This window comes from Falsihalocynthiibacter sp. CO-5D18 (genome assembly GCF_041205445.1).
GTDB classification, from domain to species: Bacteria; Pseudomonadota; Alphaproteobacteria; order Rhodobacterales; family Rhodobacteraceae; genus Falsihalocynthiibacter; species Falsihalocynthiibacter arcticus.
On sequence record NZ_JBGFCF010000014.1, the window covers coordinates 110,787 to 131,987 of the forward strand.

At 53.1% G+C, this 21,201-nt stretch carries 15 protein-coding genes and 1 pseudogene; 10 read left to right on the top strand and 6 right to left on the bottom strand.

Translation table 11 applies throughout. From position 1 onward, the window contains the following. Positions 1-120 precede the first annotated feature (120 nt). Positions 121-1,371, top strand: coding sequence for a glycosyltransferase family 4 protein (locus AB9F27_RS17210; protein WP_335584563.1), 1,251 nt, complete (start codon positions 121-123; stop codon positions 1,369-1,371). Then, complete coding sequence (locus AB9F27_RS17215) at positions 1,314-2,477, top strand: hypothetical protein (RefSeq protein ID WP_335584562.1); 1,164 nt, start codon at positions 1,314-1,316, stop codon at positions 2,475-2,477. The genes AB9F27_RS17210 and AB9F27_RS17215 overlap by 58 nt, the downstream gene beginning before the upstream one ends. Here AB9F27_RS17215 and AB9F27_RS17220 read toward each other — a convergent pair. Continuing rightward, positions 2,474-3,715, bottom strand: coding sequence for a hypothetical protein (locus tag AB9F27_RS17220; RefSeq protein ID WP_335584561.1), 1,242 nt, complete (start codon positions 3,713-3,715; stop codon positions 2,474-2,476). The two genes, AB9F27_RS17215 and AB9F27_RS17220, sit on opposite strands and share 4 nt — an antisense overlap. A gap of 229 nt (positions 3,716-3,944) precedes the next feature. Between AB9F27_RS17220 and AB9F27_RS17225 the strand changes: the two genes are divergently transcribed. After that, a complete protein-coding gene (locus tag AB9F27_RS17225; protein WP_335584560.1) occupies positions 3,945-4,997 on the top strand; it encodes a glycosyltransferase family 4 protein in 1,053 nt (350 codons plus the stop codon). Here AB9F27_RS17225 and AB9F27_RS17230 read toward each other — a convergent pair. Next, entirely contained in the window at positions 4,994-5,698 is a 705-nt protein-coding gene (locus tag AB9F27_RS17230; protein ID WP_335584559.1) for a sugar transferase, read from the bottom strand. The two genes, AB9F27_RS17225 and AB9F27_RS17230, sit on opposite strands and share 4 nt — an antisense overlap. A gap of 418 nt (positions 5,699-6,116) precedes the next feature. Next, entirely contained in the window at positions 6,117-7,847 is a 1,731-nt protein-coding gene (locus tag AB9F27_RS17235) for an arylsulfatase (protein WP_335584558.1), read from the bottom strand. Between the two features lie 543 nt (positions 7,848-8,390). Between AB9F27_RS17235 and AB9F27_RS17240 the strand changes: the two genes are divergently transcribed. From AB9F27_RS17240 to AB9F27_RS17265, 6 genes are all read left to right on the top strand, one after another. Next, positions 8,391-10,178, top strand: a complete 1,788-nt coding sequence (locus AB9F27_RS17240; protein ID WP_335584557.1) for a tetratricopeptide repeat protein — start codon at positions 8,391-8,393, stop codon at positions 10,176-10,178. Between the two features lie 144 nt (positions 10,179-10,322). Further along, complete coding sequence (locus tag AB9F27_RS17245) at positions 10,323-10,793, top strand: MarR family transcriptional regulator (protein WP_335584556.1); 471 nt, start codon at positions 10,323-10,325, stop codon at positions 10,791-10,793. A 47-nt stretch (positions 10,794-10,840) separates the two neighbouring features. After that, entirely contained in the window at positions 10,841-12,058 is a 1,218-nt protein-coding gene (locus tag AB9F27_RS17250) for an efflux RND transporter periplasmic adaptor subunit (protein ID WP_335584555.1), read from the top strand. Further along, the gene (locus tag AB9F27_RS17255) at positions 12,055-15,186 is read left to right on the top strand and encodes an efflux RND transporter permease subunit (protein ID WP_335584554.1); all 3,132 of its coding nucleotides are present in this window, start codon (positions 12,055-12,057) and stop codon (positions 15,184-15,186) included. The genes AB9F27_RS17250 and AB9F27_RS17255 overlap by 4 nt, the downstream gene beginning before the upstream one ends. A 162-nt stretch (positions 15,187-15,348) precedes the next feature. Further along, complete coding sequence (locus AB9F27_RS17260; RefSeq protein WP_369757959.1) at positions 15,349-17,274, top strand: OmpA family protein; 1,926 nt, start codon at positions 15,349-15,351, stop codon at positions 17,272-17,274. Between the two features lie 184 nt (positions 17,275-17,458). Continuing rightward, positions 17,459-18,061, top strand: a complete 603-nt coding sequence (locus AB9F27_RS17265; protein ID WP_335584551.1) for a hypothetical protein — start codon at positions 17,459-17,461, stop codon at positions 18,059-18,061. A gap of 220 nt (positions 18,062-18,281) precedes the next feature. Here the strand turns inward: AB9F27_RS17265 and AB9F27_RS17270 are convergent. Continuing rightward, a pseudogene (locus AB9F27_RS17270) lies at positions 18,282-18,614 on the bottom strand (DDE-type integrase/transposase/recombinase); the annotation flags it as partial. A 261-nt stretch (positions 18,615-18,875) separates the two neighbouring features. Here AB9F27_RS17270 and AB9F27_RS17275 point away from each other — a divergent pair. After that, on the top strand, positions 18,876-19,400 hold the full coding sequence (locus AB9F27_RS17275) for a hypothetical protein (protein ID WP_369757960.1): 525 nt from the start codon (positions 18,876-18,878) through the stop codon (positions 19,398-19,400). A 162-nt stretch (positions 19,401-19,562) separates the two neighbouring features. Here AB9F27_RS17275 and AB9F27_RS17280 read toward each other — a convergent pair whose 3' ends face one another. Next, positions 19,563-20,348 (bottom strand): hypothetical protein, encoded by a 786-nt coding sequence (locus AB9F27_RS17280; RefSeq protein ID WP_369757961.1) that lies wholly within the window; start codon positions 20,346-20,348, stop codon positions 19,563-19,565. 64 nt (positions 20,349-20,412) lie between these two features. Further along, the gene (locus AB9F27_RS17285) at positions 20,413-21,042 is read right to left on the bottom strand and encodes a DUF1214 domain-containing protein (protein ID WP_369757962.1); all 630 of its coding nucleotides are present in this window, start codon (positions 21,040-21,042) and stop codon (positions 20,413-20,415) included. Between the last annotated feature and the right edge of the window lie 159 nt (positions 21,043-21,201).

Here is a 21,201-nt window from a genome sequence, read left to right on the forward strand (position 1 = left end):
AGATACTTTTACCGCAAAACTTGAGAAATCCAGTCAAACGAAAAAGAATAAATATCAATCTAGAGATGTATTGACTATACCTTAAGTAGAGTTCCCTAAAAATATGTGACCGTCTCATAAATGCCAGAACCCACCCAATCCCCCGCTTTTACCTCTTTCGAAGAGTTGCAGGCTTGCGCGCCCCTCAAAGAGCGCAAAGTTCTCATCATCGTCGAGAACCTCCCCGTTCCCTTTGATCGACGCGTCTGGCTCGAAGCCCGCACCCTTAAGGCAGCAGGTGCGGTTGTAAGCGTCATTTGCCCAACTGGAAAAGGGTTCGACAAACGGTACGAAGAGATTGAGGGTATCCATGTTTATCGCCACAGCCTCCCTTTGGATGCAAAAGGGGCGCTAGGATATTTGGTTGAATATGGGGCCGCGCTGTTTTGGGAAAGTTACCTCGCGTGGAAAATCCTTTTCAAGCACGGTTTTGATGTCATTCACGGATGCAACCCCCCCGATCTCATCTTCTTGGTCGCGTGGCAATTTCGCCTGCTTGGGCGGCGATTTGTTTTCGATCACCATGATATTAACCCTGAACTCTATGAGGCGAAATTCAACAAGCGCGGTTTCTTTTGGAAGCTGATGGTTTTGTTCGAACGTGTCACATTTGCCAGCGCGTCGGTGTCAATTGCCACCAACGAAAGCTATCGACGCATCGCAATCGAGCGCGGGAAAATGCCCCCCGATGACGTTTTTGTCGTTCGCTCTGGTCCTGACCTCACGCGTGTTAAATCTGTCGACCCCGTGGAGTCGTGGAAAAACGGGCGTGACTATGTTGTCGGTTATGTTGGCGTTATGGGCGAACAGGAAGGCATTGATCTGTTGCTGGAATCCGTGCGGTATTTGGTCCACGATCGACGGCGGCACGATATCCAATTCGTCCTTGTTGGCGGCGGGCCTGCCCTTGATGATTTGAAAAACCTCTGCGCCGACATGGGGCTTCAGGATTACGTCACCTTCGCCGGACGCGCGCCGGATCAAGAGTTGTTCGAAGTTCTTTCCACATCCGCGATCTGTGTAAACCCTGATCGCGTGAACCCGATGAACGATAAATCCACGATGAATAAAATTCTAGAGTACATGGCTTTTGGGAAACCCATCGTGCAATTCGATGTGACCGAAGGGCGTTTTTCGGCGGGTGAAAGTTCGCTCTATGCGCTTTCAAACGACATCGTAGATTTTGCGCAAAAGATCGAGGACCTCTTGGATAATCCTGACCGACGGGCGGAAATGGGAGTCATCGGGCGCGAACGGGTCGAGAGAAAATTTGCGTGGCCGCACCAAATTTCATCCCTCATTTCGGCCTACCTTCGCGTCTTGAACAAATGATCAACGTCGCAATCGGCGCACAGCTCTTCCTGCTGCTCGGTTTTGACTATTTTCCGGCAGCATTGCGTCTGGTTTTGGCAGGCGGAATTAACCTGCTCTACATTTTTGCGATTGTCGCCTATCTCCAACGCACAGGCGATCGCAAAGACCTTATTTTGTTTCTACCAGTCGGTATTTTTGTATTCATGGGCCTTGTCGGCCTTGCCCTTGAGCAAGTATCGCAGACACAAAACCAAGCATCCATCCTTGCGGCAGTCCGGCAACTTTCCCCCTATGTTGCCCTCATTGCGCTCGTTATTTGCCGCCGCGAAATCTCCCCTGCGCTTCTTGCCATTTGTGCATTTTCCATACTCGCGTCGGCGGCGCTTCACGCAGTCTTCTTGCCAAACGTTTTCCTAAACAATAGCCAACGTTTTGCACCGTTTTCGACAAACCTCCATGCCTCTGGCTATGCGCTCGTTGGCACGCTCCTCCTATTCTGGTTTTTGTATAAGTCCGAGAGGCTCAAACCCGTTTGGTTTATCCTCTTCGCGCTCGTGTGCTTGTTCCTGTTGAATGGGAATGGTGTGCGTACACCCATCTTGTTTTTGCTCTTCTACCTCGGCTTTGAGATGCTTTTGTCGAACCCGTTTTTGCGGCATAACCGCTCTGTAATTTTGGTTCTCTGTGCTGTTACGCTCGTCGCCATTGCAGCAGTCGCCATGACAATTGACCTGTCCGTTTTCAACCAGTTTTCTAGTGGCCGCTTGAGCAATTACGGCGAGCGGTTCGACTTACTTAATCAGCGCGACCTTCAAACGCTTCTGTTTGGTACGGGGCCTGGTTCTGACCTTTTAAAAACCTCTACTTGGTGGTGGGATGAGAAGGACTCCCACAGCGACGTTCTAAAGATTCTTTGGGGCGGCGGGGTACTCGGCCTGATAGTATTCCTATGGTTCTGGCTGCTAGTGGGCTTGCGAAATCAGGGGGCATTTCTCGCTCTAAGCCTCGCGCTTCTTGCGGCGTCATGTGTCTCTAACGCGTATCTTTCTCGCCCAAATTCGGCATTCTTGCTGTTTGCATTTGGCGCGGCTCGACAGGCGTACCTTGAGCGCAAAACCGTTTAAAAACCTTTGCGGCGCGCCACCAAACTAAGCCCTAGATCCCGAAGGGCAAAGCCCAGAAGTATTGCAATTGCAATTCCGGCACTCCCCCAAATCGGCCCCGCCAAGAACGATACCACGACAACGCAAACAAGTCGCAGAATTGAATATTTTCGGACAATTTTTGCCTGTCCAGACATCAGAAACACATTGCTCGCGGGCCCAAACGCCGCATTTAGAAACGAGCCAAATGCGATGAGGGAAATTGGCAAAACCGCAGCGCTATAGGAAGCTGGAAAAGCCCACCCAATTAGTACGCCTCCTCCCAACGTGCAGAAAAGGACATAAACGAAGGAGGGAATTCCAGCCAATAATCCAGCTTGTTTGCGTGCCTTGTTGAGACCCAAAATATTGTTATCTTTTGACAAGCGCGCATAGGCAGGGCTGAACGTTGCGCCAACGGAACTTGTCAGAAGGGACGGTAAGGTGCCAAATCGAAGAGCAACCTCGATGATGGCCGTGCCACCCGCACCCAATATAGCTGTCGCCAAAAATATGGGGGCACGCATCGCCAAAACCGTAAATATTTGCGCTTGAAAAATGCTCCATCCATCGCTCAATAATACCTTAATGGATGCACGATCTACACTCCCGATCGGGCCGCCACCAATGAAAAAACGGATGAGAATTTGAATCGCCAATGTGAGCCATCCTGCCCACAAGAGTGCATGTAACGTGTCGTTTCCGTTCAGTGTTCCATTCAAATAGGCAGGCATAAGTGCCAAGAAAATAAAGAGCTGAAGCCCGATTGATTCTGGCACTTGGGCAGCCAAATTGTGCCCCAACCCTCTTACCTGTCCTACCAAAAGACCAATCAACACATAGGCCGGTGCCGCCATGGCAAAAAGAGTAGCGTTTTGGGCACCCAGAAGACCTAACTTTTGCGCGCATAGGACACAAATGGAAATGAGGATACCCGAAGCCATTGCAATCACAATTCCAGCGAGGCTCAACTTTTGCGCCACCGTGGAAACTCGTCTGCCATCCATGGTCCCTGCGATTTGACGCATTGATGCTTGATCAACTCCAAAGGACCCAATTGCGCGCACTAGCCCGAGAGCGGCGTACATCAAAGCAAACTGCCCCATTTCCAAGAGGGTTAGGTTTCGCGCTAAAAAGATTGTCGTCGCAAGCTGCACCCCGACACCTAATGCACGAATTCCCATGAGAGTAATCGACGAAATAACCAAAGAATTCTTCATTTCGCCCTAACTACAAACAACGCTACGCATTCACGGATTAACAATATACAACCAGAAGGAGAAGAGATAGAACAATGCTGCCCTGTCGCCAAAGTAACCCTTTATTATGGAGGGAATTTGAGACCAAAGCGAGGGAGAGCGTATAAACATTTAGGACTGGTAAATAGTGAATACTTCTGGACTCCCGGGGCACAGCATACTTTGCGGTCCTATAGCGCCGAAAAAAGGTGTGTCTCGTGGTGGATATGAGACAGCAAATCGTCGCACAATTTCCCTCCTCGAAGCTGCGGGCTGTCACGTGGATGAGTATGTCTATCCGGATACTCTCGGGAAAGGTTTCCTTCCAAGGGCAATTTCTTACTTCCTGAATTTTCTAGCGCTGCGCAAAAAATTGAACCAACGGCAGGCCAAAGGCAACGCAATACCTTTTCACATCACCCCTTTATTTAAGCAGTTTATTCTACCAGAGTTCCTTCTGATCCGTCGTGCAAAACGCCTTGGAATGCGCATCGTTTTGGATTTGCGAGCTGGAAACAAAGCGAGCGATCGCGCACGTTTTGGGAAAACATATCGTAAACTTTTTGACGGCTGCATAAAATTGGCCGACGTGGTTTCTGTTGAGGGGCGGGAATATATTCCCCTTATTCGGTCAATCGCTCCCGATATTGAGGTCACCTATCTTCCGAACTTTGTGGATGGGGAGAACATCGTGGAAAACCCCCCGACACGGAGTTCAGAGGTTTGTCGCCTCGTTTATGTGGGAACCGTATCAGAGGCAAAGGGCGTGCCTGATCTTATCAATGTCGCGGATCATCTGGTGCAAATTGGTCTGCCCGTGCAGCTGGATATCATTGGTCGACCCACCAAATCCTTTCGGAAAGAATTTGAGAGAAATTGTAAAGACCGACCCTATGTCATGGGACACGGCGCGCAGAGCTTTGAATATGTTCGTACATTCCTTGACCAAAGCCATTTTTTCGTTTTTTTAACGAAGTGGCCCGGCGAGGGTCATTCAAATGCTCTCACCGAGGCTATGGCGCGCGGATGCGTTCCTGTTGCGACCCAGCATGGCTTCAATCAGTCAACGATTTCGGACTGTGGCATCATCATCAAGGATCGCGTTGAAACAGTCGAAATCGCTTCACAAATTGCGCAACTCTGGTCGACTCCGTCTTTTGATGTCCTTGCCGAAGCTTCGATCAATCGTATTCGCACTCAGTTTGGCGAAGACACGGTACGCGCGATCCTACGGGGATTGTATTGGCCTGACGCTCAGACCTAATGGCCGGTTTTCTTGAAAACGACGGTCACTGTCTTTAGAATGAGGCATAAATCCATCCAGAAGCTTTGGCGATCATTATACGTGTTGTCGTAAGAAATGCGGCTCAGAAAGCTAGAGGTGCCACGCCCTTCAATTTGCCACAATCCGGTAATCCCAGGCCGAAGATTATAGTAGGAATGCCCGCCAGCCGCACGATAAAGCGTGTCTTGGTTTTCCATGAAGGGTCTTGGCCCGACGAGGCTCATATCGCCTTTAACCACGTTCCAAATTTGGGGTAGTTCGTCTAGGCTCGTTGCCCGCAGGAAGCGACCAATTGGGGTAATCCGTGGATCATTTTCCAGCTTTTGGTTAGCCCGCCATTCCTCTGCAACTTCAGGATCGTCCTGACAGAGAGCTTCCAACGCTTTTTCCGCATCCAACACCATAGTGCGAAACTTGTAGCACCTAAAAACCTTACCATAGCGACCCACCCGGTTTTGATAGTATAGACCCGGACCGCCCCTTGAGGCCAACATCCAGAGGATTGCAAGAACCGGCACCAAGATCGGCAAAACAACCATCGCGAACCCCAAGTCGAAAAGCCGTTTTGGGTAGGTTGGAAGGGTACTTATTTGTGCCCGATGGTGTGTTGGATAGTAGCGAACGTCACTAGAGACATAGGCTGTCTCGCAAAAGTCTACATTATCAGTATGGTCTTTCATTCAATAGGCCTCGATCGCCCGAAAAACGAGCATCTCACTCCATAACCACCATAGGTTGTGTAGCCCAGCGCGTTCGACGAGTCGAGAATTTTCTCAACAATTTTATAAATTTATTGTTTGTTTACCTACTGTTAACCAATATTAACAAATGGTAAAATTTGAATCCTCCTGATCTATCTTTTCGGAATGGACCCAGCCCTTGGTTGCGCTGTCGGGAAATTCCGTCCGGAAAGGTCGAGGGTTTTGGCCTCGGAAGCTAGTCTAAATGCCGGATTGGAAGCACGCTACACGACTAAATCCGGTCAAAACGGGTGCAGATCAGCGGTTGGCGAGAGCCGTTTTCTGACTAACATTTCGCCCCGCCGATATAAGAAATGACCGGCGGGGCGAGTTGGTTCAGTGGAAACCTGAGCTGTGCCTATTGGCCAGCGTGGCTCGAAGTATTCAAGTTCTTCACCTGCTTAATGACATCTTCGAGGTTATAGCTCGAAGGATCCTGCATCGGTGGGAAGGTGTGGTAGGTCTCAAGTTCTCTGAGCCACAGCGCTTGTCCGATGGGCAATAGATTCCAGTCATACGCATATGCGGTGACCGGTCCTGCGAGCGCGCCGCCGACACCCTGAAGTGTCTTCAACTGGCTACCGACCGACGTTTCGAACGGATCGCGTTTGATGTTGACGATTTGGGTCCAGTGGTAGGGTTGTACCCCTGTCGTGAAGCCTGCGGGGTCGTCGGACACCATCGCGAAGTACATCTTCCAGTTCTTGTAACGCACTGCCGACGGGTCTTTACCGGAGTAGTACATGAACGTGTCACGTGCGGCGGTATCGGACTCGCCCAGCAGGTAGTCGCGCTGGTTAACCCCATCGAGCGTGGTCTTGACGATGCCGGGATAGGTACCTTTTTCGATCTGAGCCCGCAGATCATTCTCTTTCGGACCACCTGCTAAATCGACCAATGTTGGCAACCAATCAAGCGACGCGAAGATGTCATTCAACACGGTGCCAGCCTTGATGTGGCCAGGCCAGCGGATGACAGCAGGCGCACGCATACCGCCCTCCCAAGTGGTCAGTTTGCCGCCCTTGAACGGGGTCACGCCACCATCGGGGAAGGTAATTGTTTCCGCGCCATTGTCGGTTGTGAAGACGACGATGGTGTTGTCAAGTTCGCCCATGTCTTCGAGTTTCTTCAACACATAGCCGATGTTGTCGTCCATCTGCTTCATACCAACTTCGTTGGCACCCCAGTCTTTGCCGCCTTTGGTGCCGAGCATGTCAGCGTATTCGTCCGACAGAACTGTGGTGATGTGCATACGTGCGGGGTTGTACCAAACAAAGAATGGTTTGTTGGTTTTCTTAGGATCGTTGCGATCGAGGAAGTCGATAACTTTGGCCGAGATTTCCTCGTCCACGGTTTTCGAACGTTCCAACGTCAGCGGTCCCTCATCGGTACAGGTCTGGTTGGCGGCTGTACCGTCGGAGGACGTACACGCGATAACGGGGCGTGGCGGCGTCAGACAGATTGTGGTCGTGGGATCAACGGCACCGGGAACCTCGGCAAGGCCAGGGATTGATGTGTTTTTACAGGCAGGCGCAATCGCTTGATCTGTAGGGCCTGCATTGATGTCGGGGAAACTTACGCCCTGCATCGCGTCGAGATGATAGAGATAGCCCCAAAACTCCTCAAACCCATGCGCCGTTGGTAAGGCATCGGTATGGTCGCCGAGGTGGTTCTTGCCGAATTCACCAGTTGAGTAGCCAAGATCGCGCAAGAAGACCGCAAGCGACGGTGTTCCGGGTTGAAGGTAGCTCGGGCTACCGGGAAGCTGCGGCATGATCATGCCGGTTCTGAGGGGCTGCATACCGGTGAAGAAAGCGTTGCGACCGGCGGTGCAGCTTTGTTCAGCGTAATAGTCGGTGAACATCGCGCCTTCGTTGCCGATACGGTCGATGTTGGGAGTCTCGCCGACCATCAGGCCGCGGTGATAGATCGACGGCTGCATCCAGCCAATGTCGTCGCCCATGATGAATAGAATATTAGGTTTGGATTGTTCTTGCGCCAAAGCGGGTACAACCGCTCCGGTAACTGTCAATCCAAACGCAACTAAACCCGCATGGGTCAGAATGCCTTTAGAACTAGCGCGTCTCATATGTTTCTCTCCTATTGTTTTTAGATAAATTCTCGTAATCGATAAAAATTCTCAGCTCAAAGAGGCCGAGTAATACACGGGTCACTGACTTTCCCTAACTATTTAAATCCCACGATTTTGGATTGGAGGACGCTGCGAATTTCCGCTTCTAGTTCGTCCATAATTCGGTGGTACTCTTGGGCTCTATTGAGGTCATCGTTTTCTACTTTTCGCCAGTGATGAAACGCAGCCGTCGCTTCCTCAAAGTCCATACAGACACTTCCAAGGCTTTCATTTTCGGCGCAAAGCTGTTGAATAGCCCTCTCATGCTCCGGAAACTTGCATATTATGGCGGCGAAATTCGGCACGGCACATACTTCCGACTTTACGGCAGATAATCCTGACTTGCGGGAATACTGCGCTGATTTTTTGTTGTTTACCAAGGTTCGTACTGTACGTACCCCCTTCGGATAACGCCGTTTGATGGCGGATATTTCTCGTGTTGCCAGTACATTCGTGCAACATTCCAGTTATTGTCAGGAAAGCAGATAAGGTGATCGTGCAATGCTGGAAAACAGCGACCGTTCAGGCTACAAAAACGCAAATTTACAGGATGGCCCGTCGGCCAACGACGTGCGCGCACAGCTTGAACGTGTCCTCGACAGTTCCGTTTTCGAAGGCAGCGCCCGTCGGCGTGCGCTGCTCCGTTATCTGGTTGAACAAACGCTTCTGGGCCATTCCGAAAAGCTGAAAGGCTATTCAATTGCGCTGGACGTTTTTGATCGGGACGAAAGTTTCGATCCGGCGTCTGATCCCGTGGTACGACTTGAGGCTGGCCGTTTGCGCCGCTCGCTTGACTCCTTCTATGTCAATTGTGGCAATCAAGACTCGGTGCGGATCAACATCCCCAAAGGGGCCTATGTCGCAGAATTCGCTTGGCTGTCGGGGCCTTCCAAGCAGGTTTCCACACCCGATCCCGACGCGGTTACGCCACAGGCACCTGACGATGGCAAAACGGGTGGACTTGGCCGCAAGTTCAAAACAGCCGTCCTTGCCACTTGCGTCCTTTTGGGGCTTGCAGGCGCGCTATTCTGGTTCGCCTTTCCGGATGGCAAATCTTCGCCAAAGGACGTTCGAGGAGCGACCGTTATAGTTTTGCCCTTCGCAGCGCTGGACCCTAGTGGCGCAACTCACTTGTTTGCCGCCAGTTTCGCGCAGGATCTAGTCGCGGATTTGATGCAGTTTCCGGACCTTCGACTTTTTTCTGCTTCAACCAGCTTTCAACAGGCAGCGGATGCAGATCCAGTTGCGCTTGGTCGGGAATTGGGGGTTTCCTATGTTGTCTACGGCAATATCCAAACGGATTTGGACAAGCTCCTGCTCAAAGCGCAGCTTGCTGATGCCGCTACGGGTGAGGTCTACTGGAATGGTCGTTTTGAGCGGCAATTGGCACCAAGCGATCTTTATGGCTTGCGCAGCGAATTGTCCTCCGCCGTCGCAACGGCCCTTGGCGAACGCAATGGGGTCTTGAATGTCACAACGCTGGATCGGTTAACCACAGATAGAACGTTCGGCATGGAGAATTACAAATGCGTCTTGCACGCCTATGCGTACCGCAGAACATTCGAGGAAGCGCTTTTTGCCCCCGCACTGGATTGCCTCAAGGCAGCCCGTATACGCGCGCCCAACGACGCCGAAGTGTGGGCAATGCTTGGCTACCTAAACCTTGATGCGACCCGCCAAGGCGTGGTTCCCGCCAGCGAGCATCCGGCATACATGGCCGAGGCGCAAAGAGCAGCAACGCGGGCTCTGGAGTTGGAACCCAACAATCAACACGGTCTCGAGGCGCTCGCGACAATCGCGTTCTACACCGGCGATTTTGATACCGCAGAACAGTTGCAACGCCGCGTGGTTGCGGCCAACCCTCATGATCCCGAAGCATTGGCCCTGCTTGGTTGGCGTCTCGCGGTGCGAGGCAACTGGGAGGATGGTCTCCCTTACCTCAGGCGTGCAATTGCCCGCAGCGCCAACCCTCCCGGCTGGTACTTTCACCTGATCGCGATTCACGAATACCTTGAGGGCAACTATGCCGATGCCCTCACAGCGGCGGAGCACTCGGCTAAGGTGGGCTCCGCAATCGGTCTATCTCTGGCGGCAATCAACCACGCCAAACTCGGCGATATGAATACCGCACACAAGGAATTGGCCAAAATGGCCCAAGCATGGCCTTTACTGGCGCGCGACCCCGCCGCTGCTTTTAAAAACTTTCAGGCCGAGGAAGAAATAATTGCCGCTTTGATAAACGGCCTACGTGATGCAGGTTGGGAGCCACCTGATGAAACAGCCGAGTGAGCGTAATCCTGATGGATTGCACCACGTGTGGCGGCTCTACTGAAAGGCTTGTTCGGTTGTAACTGAACAAACTTGACATATCCAATGCATGCAGTATGTACAGCCTCCAATGTGCAACCCAATCTAAAGGCGGAAGCAATAATTATGTCTCACCACGGTCAAATCGACACCATACGCACCGACTTTATCGAACGCATGGGCGTCGTGGCACAGACCGAAGGCATGCCCCGTATGGCGGGACAGATTTTTGCGATGCTGGTCTTTGACGGGGATGCAATCGCGTTTGGCGAAATTGCCACCAATCTAGCCGTGAGCCGCGCGACCGTCAGCACAAGCATCCGTCTTCTCGAAGACCGTGGATTGATCCGGCGGGTCAACAAGCGGGGCGAGCGGCAGGATTATTTCCAACTGGCCGACGATGCCTATCTCACTATGATGAAGTTCGCGCTTTTGGGAACGCAGCGTGCAAAAGGCGAAATTGACGATGCGATCCAAAACCTTCCCGATGGAACCGAGGATGTGCGCCGCCGGTTGAGCGATTTCTCCGGCTTCTATGACGCGATCAATACTTCCTTGTCAAAAACCATGTCTAACATGCCCAAGACCAAGCCCTGACCAACCAACCGCACGCCTCCCCCTAATAGCCCGAAAGAACACTTGCTATGAAAGATACCTTACCAACTGGCCGCACTGCGCTCGTTTTTGAAAGCGATTCCGGTTCGACTCGATCCAGATGGGTGGCCGGTGGACTGGCGATTGCAATCGTCGCTTGGATGGGGAGCGGTTTCATTTTTCCATCCACAGACACCACACAAAACGCACAGCCCGTCGCGGCCCCCAGAGCCGTCACAGTTGCCGTTCAGCGATCGATAGCTGAAACGGTGGAGCAGGTTTTCGTCGCCGAAGGTCAGGCCCTGCCCGATCGCGATACAATGATCCGCGCCGAGATTTCAGGGGAAATCAGCGAGGTCTTGGTGGACAAGGGTGTGGACCTCGAAGCAGGGCAAATCATTGCACGTTTTGATACCGCCTCACAAATCTCAGACTTGGCACGTGCGCAAGGCGAGTTTGCCCGCGCGCAACGCGAATCCGATACCGCTGCTGCCTTGCTCGAACGCGGTGTTGCGACGGCAGATCGTGTGGCCCAAGCTAGTGCTACCTTGGCAGCGGCCCAATCGGGCGTGACCTTGGCACAAGAAGCCATTGGCAATTCCGAAATCCGCGCCCCCTTTGCGGGACGCCTTGAGAGCTTTGATATCGACGTTGGCGAGTATGTCTCGGCGGGCGACAGCGTGGGCCGAATTGTTGACAACAGATCGCTCACCATTCGCATTCAAATACCGCAACAATCCCTGCGTGATATTCAGGTTGGCCAAAAAGCCGACGTTGCCTTCATCACGGGCGCCATTGGTTCTGGGCTGGTTGGTTTTGTCGGCAGCAGCGCCGATGCCGCGACACGGACCTTCATCGCCGAAATCGAGGTTTCTAATGCGGACGGATCGATCCCCGCTGGGATCAGTGCCCAGTTGCGCATTATCACAGGCGAATTGACCGCACATTTCATCTCGCCCGCTATCTTGTCCCTTGGAACCGATGGCGCTCTAGGGATCAAAACCGTGGACAGCGACAACCGCGTTGTCTTCCATAAGGTGGGTATCGTGCGCGCCCAAACTGATGGTATCTGGGTTTCGGGTTTGCCCGATGACGCCCAGATCATTTCCATCGGTCAGGGCTTTGTTAACGACGGTGAAATCGTGGACCCGCAACCTGACACCACCGCAGAGCCAGCCTCCCCCGCGCCAGAAACCGCAAGCCAAGTCAAAGACGGCGCGAACGGGCAAATCATCGAAACGAAACCTAACCAAGAGTCAAACCAATGAACGGCCTGATTGACGCGGCCTTTAGCCGTGCGCGCGTGGTTGTCATGGCGCTGGTTATGATCCTGACCGTCGGGACCTATGCCTATATTTCGATCCCCAAGGAAAGCTCGCCCGAAATCCCCATCCCGATTTTCTATGTCTCGACGGGCCTTGACGGTATTTCCCCCGAAGACAGCGAGCGCCTGTTGGTTGAGCCGCTTGAGCTGGAACTCAGTTCGATCACTGGCCTCAAACAGATGACTAGCAACGCAGGCGAAGGACATGCCAGCGTCCAGTTGGAATTTGAACCGGGTTTTGATTCCGAATCCGCCTTGGACAAGGTGCGCGAAGGGGTAGACCGCGCCAGCTCTGATCTCCCCAGTGACGCGTCTGACCCAACCGTCACCGAAATCAACACAGCACTTTTCCCAATCCTGACCGCAATCCTTTCTGGCCCCGTGCCAGAGCGGACCCTCAATAGGCTTTCCGAAGACCTCAAGGACGAGATCGAAGGGCTTGAAGGGGTGCTTGAGGTTGAAGTGGGTGGCGAGCGCACGGAATTGCTTGAAGTGCTGATCGATCCCACCGTGTTTGAAACCTATAATATCAGTTTTGAGGAGTTGATCGGCCAAATTAACCGCAACAACCAGTTGATCGCCGCCGGTGCCATTGAGAGCGGCGCAGGTCGGCTTGTGTTGAAAGTTCCGGGCCTGATTGAGGACATCGACGATATCATGGCGCTTCCGGTCAAGGTGCGCAACAATACCGTCGTTACCTTCGCCGACGTCGCCACAATTCGCCGCACATTCGAGGACCCCAACGGATTTGCCCGTATCGATGGCCAACCCGCACTCGCCCTTGAAATCAAAAAACGCTCGGGGTCCAACATTATCGAGACGGTCGCCGCTGTGCGCGCTTTGATTGAAGAGAAGCAAAAAGACTGGCCCGAAAGCGTCAGCATCAACTATATGCAGGACGAAAGCGAGCAAGTGGAAACGATGCTCAGCGATCTTGAGGCCAACGTCATTGCCGCTGTGATCCTTGTGATGATCGTCATCGTTTGGGCGCTTGGAATCCGGTCTGCGCTGCTTGTGGGCCTCGCCATTCCGGGGGCCTTTCTCGCTGGCGTCACGGCGCTCCTGCTCATGGGCTATACCATGAATCTCGTTGTCCTCTTTTCGCTGATCCTTGTTGTCGGAATGTTGGTCGATGGGGCCATTGTCACAACTGAACTTGCCGACCGCCGCTTGCAAGAGGGCGACCCGCCCAAGGTCGCCTATGCCTATGCCGCCAAGCGGATGGCGTGGCCGATCATTGCCTCAACAGCCACAACGCTTTCGGTGTTTTTGCCGCTTCTGTTCTGGTCTGGCACCGTGGGTGAGTTTATGAAATTCCTCCCCATCACGGTGATCCTAACACTGACCGCCTCGCTCTTTATGGCGCTGATTTTCATTCCAGTTGTGGGTGGAATTATCGGCAAGAAACCTCCTCAATCCGCCAAAGACAAGGCCACGCTTTACGCCGCCGAAAAGGGCGATCCGCGCGACCTTAAGGGTTTCACTGGCCGTTATGTCCGTGTCTTGCAATTCGCGATCCTGCGGCCTTGGGCGACACTCATCATGGCGATTTCGTTCTTGATGGCCGCCTTTACCGCCTATGGGCATTTCGGCAACGGCATCAGTTTCTTCCCGTCAGTTGAGCCTGATTTCGCACAGGTCCAAGTGCGCGCCCGCGATAATTTCTCGATCTTCGAGAAGGACGCCTTGGTGCGACGTGTGGAAAATCGCCTGTTCGATTTTGATGAAATCGCATCGGTTTACGCCCGTTCGGGTGGCGGCAATCAAAACGCCGCCGACCTGATCGGAACCATCCAAGTTGAATTCACCGAATGGGATACACGCCGCACCGCAGCCATAATCGGCGAGGAAATTCGCACAGAAATGGCTACGATTCCCGGCATCGATGTGCAAGTACAAACGGCCTCAAACGGCCCCTCGGCAGGAAAACCCGTGAGTTTGCGCGTGCGGGCACAGGACCCCTTGGCGCAAGGCGCTGCGGTGGATGAAATCCGTACAACCATGGACGCAATCGGCGGTTTCACCGATGTCACCGACACGCGCCCCCTACCCGGCGTTGAATGGCGCATCACGGTTAACCGTTCCGAAGCTGCAAGGTTTGGCGCCGACATCTCGACCCTTGGTCAGGCGGTCCAGCTCCTGACCCGTGGCATCACCGTGGCCGATTACCGTCCCAGCGACGCCGATGGCACGGTCGACATCAACGTCCGGTTCCCCTCCGACGAGCGCACGCTTGAGAAGCTGCAAGCCTTGCGCGTCCCGACCTCTGTTGGCCTTGTCCCGATCTCGAATTTCGTGACGTTCGAACCCAGCCCCCGCACAGGTACGATCACCCGTATCGACCAACGCCGTGTCATCAGCATTGAAGCAAATGTCGCCCCCGGTTTGCTCGTCAACGATCAAGTTGTGGCGCTCCAAGCCGCCATCGCCAAGATCGACCTCCCCGAAGGCGTCGAGGCGTCGTTTGCGGGCGAAGCGCAGGATCAAACCGACGCGATGATCTTCCTTGCTGGGGCTTTCGCCACGGCGATCTTCATGATGTTCGCGATTTTGGTGATCCAGTTCAACAACTTCTACCAAGCCTTTGTCGTCATGAGTGCCATCGTGTTTTCAATCGCGGGCGTCCTCTTTGGCTTGATCGTCACGGGCCGCCCCTTCGGCGTGGTTATGGGTGGTATCGGAGTTATCGCGCTTGCGGGCATCGTGGTGAACAACAACATCGTTTTGATCGACACCTACAATGACCTCAAAAAAGCAGGGCTCTCGCCGCTGGAATCCGCCCTCCGCACAGGCGCGCAACGTTTGCGACCCGTGGTTTTAACGTCGGTCACGACGGCGCTTGGCCTGATGCCGATGGTGATTGGTGTGAACATCAACTTTTTCACCCGCGAGATCGTGTATGGCGCGCCCTCCACACAATGGTGGACAGAACTATCCTCGGCCATCGCAGGCGGCCTTGTGATTGCAACTGTGCTCACGTTGATCGTCACACCGGCCATGCTGATGTTGGGGGAGAAAAAGGCGCTCCGTGCCAAGCCGACACTTGGCCGTGTTGAGCCTAAACCTGCCTAAAAGGAACACGGTTTGAACATGCCTCATTAGGAAATGCTGCGCCGCCGTTTTTTTGGCTCGGCGCCGTTTCGCCACTAGGTTGAAATACTCCGCGTGCACTAACGCTAAATGTGGTTCAATCGTCCTCAGGTGCCAATGCGCACCAGAAACTCAGAGGACGTTATGATCAAATCAAACCTGAAATCCGGCACTGCTTTGCTGGTCTCTTTTGCCCTTATAACGCCCACCACAGGACTTGCCCAAACCACAGAAAACCCGTTCCCCTGCATTTCGCCTAGCGGTGATGAGATGGCGGACGCGGAACAGTTCGTCCAGAACTTGCTTGCTACGGGCATTGCTGAGTTGGATGCAGGGACCTGTTCACAGGACGCACTTGATCAAGCACTCGCGAGCGGTGGCGACGCCCTTGCTTTGGCGATTGGCGCTCCTGCTCAAGTCGAAGAACCCGAGGCCGAGGTGGTTGAGACTGCGCCTGCGGAGCCGGAAGTCGCCCCCGAAGAGGTTCAAGTAGATGAGGCTCCCGCACCAGAGGCCGCTATTGAAGCAGCGCCAGAAGTTGTTGAGGAACCCGTCGCGGAAGACTCGGTTGTCGAAGAGGTTGCACCAGACGCAACGGCAGTCACCCCAACAGAAGAAGCACCCATTGTTGAAAAGGTTGCGCCGGCTGGGGAGAGCCCTGTCGTAGAAGAGGCTGCACCCGCTGAGGAGGCCCCCGTCGTGGAAGAGGTCGCACCCGCTGAGGAGGCCGTCGTTGCAGAAGAGCCAGTTCCGGCGGAAGAAACCCCCGTTGCAGAAACTCCCACCCCTGAAGTTCAAACTGCTCCCGCCGAAGAAACCCTAACTCCAGAGGTTGCGGATGAAGCTGTGAAAGACGTGGCGCCCGAAGAACCAGCAGCCAAGCCTGCAAACGCAATAGAACCTAAAGCGGCCGAAACAGAAACCGTCGTCGCTCCCGCCGCTCCACAAGAGGCACCAGCTGGTGAAGCTGGCGGCGAAGTTGTCACCGATGAGGAGCGCCAGGCGATTGCTGCTGCAAACGCCCCAACGCAAGTCGAAACCTCAGCTGCGGCCACGACGGGTGTTGCCGAAACTGAAGCGGAGGTCACGACACAGACAATTACCAAGGATGATGTGCGCACAAGTGACGAAGATTTTGAAACATCTGTGAATGAAAAAGCTGAACCCGCGGCGAAAACGACCAGTAAGACCGAAGGTCTGTCAAACTTTGAAAAAGCCCTTCTTTTGGGACTTGGGGCAGTGGTCGTTGGAGCGGTCTTGAACAACGGCGACAAAGTTGTATCAAACTCTGGAGATCGGGTTGTCATCGAACGTGACGGCGAATTGCGTGTGTTGAAAAACGACGATGAATTGCTCCAACGACCTGGTTCGCAAGTGCAAACCCAGACGTTTCAGGACGGTTCCACGCGCACGGTTGTGTCCTATGAAGATGACAGTCAAATCATAACAATTCGCTCTAGAGATGGCACGGTTCTGCGCCGGACAATGATCCGCGCGAGTGACGGCAGCGAGGTCGTGCTGTTTGATGACACACGCGCCATTGAGGCCGTAGACTTTAAGGCTCTGCCCACGTTGGAGAGCCTTGAGAAACAACAACGCGCACAGGATGCGTCGCTTGAAACCGCCTTGCAGCGCGCCTTGTTTGTTGATGTCGGGCGTACCTTCTCGCTGCAACAAATTCGCGACTACAAGCGGGTGCGGGCCTTGGCGCCGCAAGTTGAACTCGACGCCGTAACATTCGCCACTGGCTCCGCAGCAATTGCCCCCAGCCAAGCCGAAGCTTTACGGGATCTTGGGCTGACGATGCGCGATATTATCGAAAAAGAGCCGTCGTCGGTCTTTCTCATCGAAGGGCACACAGACGCTGTTGGCGCGGCGAGTTATAACTTGGCTCTCTCCGACCGGCGCGCTGAAACCGTTGCATTGGCATTGACCGAATACTTTGCAGTTCCTCCTCAAAACCTGATCACTCAGGGCTATGGCGAAGCGGACCTAAAAGTAATGGTGCTCAGCGATGAGCGCGCAAATCGGCGTGCAGTTGTGCGCAATATTTCAAGCCTTTTGAAATAATCCGCAAGTGAACGTTCTGTCGGCTCACCGTTTTGGGTGGGCCGACAGAAATCGAGTACTATTGGACGGGGTATATTATGTGCCAAACCGCCGATAGCATATCTCGCACCGAAAGGCTGAGTCAGTGTTGATTGACTGGCAAAGGTAATGCAGTGTTAGCAAGTATTTTAAAAATGGATTTGTAATGTCAACTTTTGAAACTCTGGCGAAAGCCTCGTCCATGGGGCATTGGTCGCTCAACGGACGCCAGCAATTGGTTAAGGTTGTCAGCGCCTCTGGTCGCGACTACCTCATGAACAAAAGCGAAGCTGAACGCTTTGGTGGTGGCTATATAACCGAAAAGCGATATCTTTGGGGATTAAACAACCGTCAAATTGAACAAGTTCTAGGCCTTCGTCCCCATGAATTGAAGCATGTGGCCTTTGTCTTTGGGCTTTCGCGTTTGCCGACTTCAGACGAAGTTGATTTCCGTCTGACTGCGGATTTTCCGGACGGCAAATCACCTTTCGAGACGGGCGGCACCATATCTCGTGACTACACGAATGCAAAAACCAAAGCTGAGGCAGAATTTGCAACCGGCAAAGGTAGTACAGATCGCAGCTATTGGCCGGTGGTGGATTTTTATCCAATAGGCTCAGGCATGGTGCCCCAATGGCAGGTGCGCGCTAACGCGAAAATACCAGTTTCTGGGCTGCTCGCAACAGTCACCCAAGATCGGCCCTTCCCGCGCGAAAACGGTTCCGTAAAACCCTATACTCCGCACAACAAAGGACCGATTAGAGTTTAAGCAGAACGTCGTCGTGCTAGTTGTTGAGCGTTGAAAAGGAATCATTTTCCGTCCAAATCGCCTTTCGTGTAACAAAAATTGTGACTCAAGTAGCGGTGCCAAACTATGGTATGAACGAACGCTTGGGCCGTTGGAGACATTATTGGTTGAGAAAAGTCAGAAAATTAGTGTCATAATAACACTGGTCTTGTCACGGTTCAGTTCCGGTCTCTCAACTCATTTATGCTGCCCTTCGTTCAAATACCGAGGGGCTTTTGCCTCCCCGCAATGAATGTCGGCGGCGTGGATTATAAAATCCATTGATGTGCTGGAATATTGCGCCTTCAGCATGATCCGAGAGGAGGAGCAATTCCCTTTGCCGCTCACGGATACTTTGAAGCCCTGTTTTGTCAGGCATTTCTGGCAATCATGCGATCAGGATTGCGAGCCACGATCCGTATGGTAAACGGGGTGGCCGCCGTAATGCCACGGTCATAGCCCACGCGCGTATTGCCAGATTTCGCTTCATGCGATTGCTGCCCGCTGCTCGGCCAATGACGCAGCGGGAATATAAAATGACCTGTACCAAGGCCGTCTTATTTGGAACCTTCAGCGTTTCATCAAGGATCCAGACACTAGTAAACGGCAAGCCGGTATGAATCCAACGGAAGACTAGATCATTGAAGAGGTCCCTGATCTCCGCCTTATTCCCGACGGCCTTTGGAACCGTGCCAAAGCCCGCCAAAAGTCACCCGCAATGAGGTCATCAGCGATGGCGTTATTCACGCCGAACGCGCAAAGCGCCCCAAACATCTGTTTTCAGGAGTGTTGACCTGTGGGTGCTGGGAGGGCCACCATTGTAGGGAAGACCTACTTTGGCTGCGCCAATGCTCGCAACAAAGGCACCTGCAATAATCGCCTGTCCATCCTACAGGCTGATTTAGAGGGCCGTGTTCTGTCAGGCCTCAAAGACCACCTTCTGCATCCTGATCTGATTGCCGAGTTTGCGCGATCCTATCAAGAAGAATACAACCGTCTTGCTGCAACAATCGGACAAGACCACGCCAAAGCAGGACGCGACTTGGCACAGGTTACCAAACAGATAGACGCCATTGTCGATGCAATTTCTAATGGGATGCTCCAGCAGAGCATGAAGGCCAAGCTGGATGCGCTTGAGGCTCAGAAAGCCACTCTAGAGGCTAAGCTAGCAGAGACGGACAGCAATCCGCCTGTTCTGCTCCACCCAGACCTCGCGGTTATGTATCGCAGCAAGGTGGCCGACCTCACAGACGCCCTTAATGAGCCTAGTACAAGGACAGAATCTGGCGAGATCATCCGTAGAGGAAAGGAGGGCTTCTAGCAGTTATAAACACCTACGGCACAGCGTCGGACCGTACGGCGACCAACACCGGCTACGCTGATAGCACTAAGGCAACTGCCGCAGTTGCCGGTAGGACATCGGGCAAAGATTCACTCATTTCTTACCCTCCAAGGTTTTTGGGGTGCCCGCGCTCTGGAGTGTTCAAGGCTTGAAGCTACAGGCAGTGTCAAAACATGCATTGTACGTACCCTCGAACTCATCTTGAACAATGCGGGCAACGCCGTCGACGGCTTGAATTGTCAGAGGCTCATCCAGGATTTTGACACGATACGACCAGCCTTCTGCCGGTTTTAGCGTCTCGGCCAAAGTCATCAAACCGTCGTAAGTCATCTTTGGGTTGACCTTGGTTGTGAACGCTTGCATCACCCACGGCATGCCATCTGGATCGTCGAGAATATAAACAGGTTCACCCTTGTTAAACTGCATCACCGACTTGCGGCCGACTGTTGTTGGCTTGTAGGCCGTACCGCCTGGTTTGCCAAAAGTCTTTGGGAGGTCAACTTTACCGAACCAGCGGCCTTCGAGATTGTCGTAGGTCCCGACAGCGCCTGCCGGAATGTCCACAACATCGTTGACCCACCAGCGCGGGCCATTCTTGAAAATTCCTGCAACTTTGTACTGAGACTTCAAGGAGTCGGGCGTTATCTTATCCCAAATAGCGGGGGGGCAAGTGTCCTTTGGGTCCGCGCTATTGTTCAGCGCTGAAGTGTTGACAAAGTTTGCCGTCAAACCCGTTTTTGGGTCGCCTGTGATGAAGAACAATTCGCAGTACCTTACACCGCGCAAGCTTTCAAATTTTTGGCGTTTCGCATCGGCCCCGTCTGGAGCGGGAAGAGGATCGGCAAGAGCTGCGCCTGCTGCAATAATGCCCACGACAGTTATTGTTGAAATCGCCGTGGTCAGTTGATTAAAAATTCTGTTTTTCATTTTCTGTTCCTTGCGTAATCTAGTTTAGGTAAATGCACTGTGATCATTATCTTTGGTCTGGGGGCTATTTCTGCCTATAGACCGCAGGAGGGATCCAAGTTTTATCTAGAATCGAGGGTGCGGCTATCTCTGGATCATAGAGACGCATCACAAGGGTAAACTTTCCCTTTGGGGCCGGTAGCCAGTTGGCCTGCTTGTCCTTGCTCGGTTTTTCCGACTGAAGGTATACCTCAATGGAACCGTCGGCTCCGGCAACTAAATCATTGCGCTGGCTCAACTCATATCGATCAATTTCGTTGGGTACGAAGAAGAGGTCAGGGTCGTACATGGTCAGAGACCAGAACCCCTTTGCAGGAGGTAATTCCCCCTTTTCGAAGCGCATTACGTAGTTGTGTTTTGCCCCATCATAGTGGTGACCGTTACCGTCTTCTTGGCCCAGTGGATAGATCGCGTCTTGTGGGCGGTTCCACCCCGGCCCAAGGAGGTTCCCCATACCACGGGTTAAATAGTCTGTGCCCCAGTTACCAACCCCCTCGGTAAAATAGAGCCAGCCGTTTGTTTTGGGCTGTCGCTTCAAATGCGCGCCCATTTTGGCAAGGGCCAGCTTGGGAATTGGCTTAAACATCTCGCGCTCGAGCAGACCGAGATTTTCTGGAGTGAAGTCTTGACCTGAAACCAAGCCAATGCGTGCCATTTTTTCCATCATCTGCGAATCTGCGGCCGTCGGTGGATTGGTAATCCCCCCTAAAATTAGTGGTGTTCAAAAGTAGAATTTTCTCGGCAAGATATCTGAGGAGATTTTTGATGAAGATGACGAGATATAGTGAACCCCAAATTCTTGCGATCCTACGCC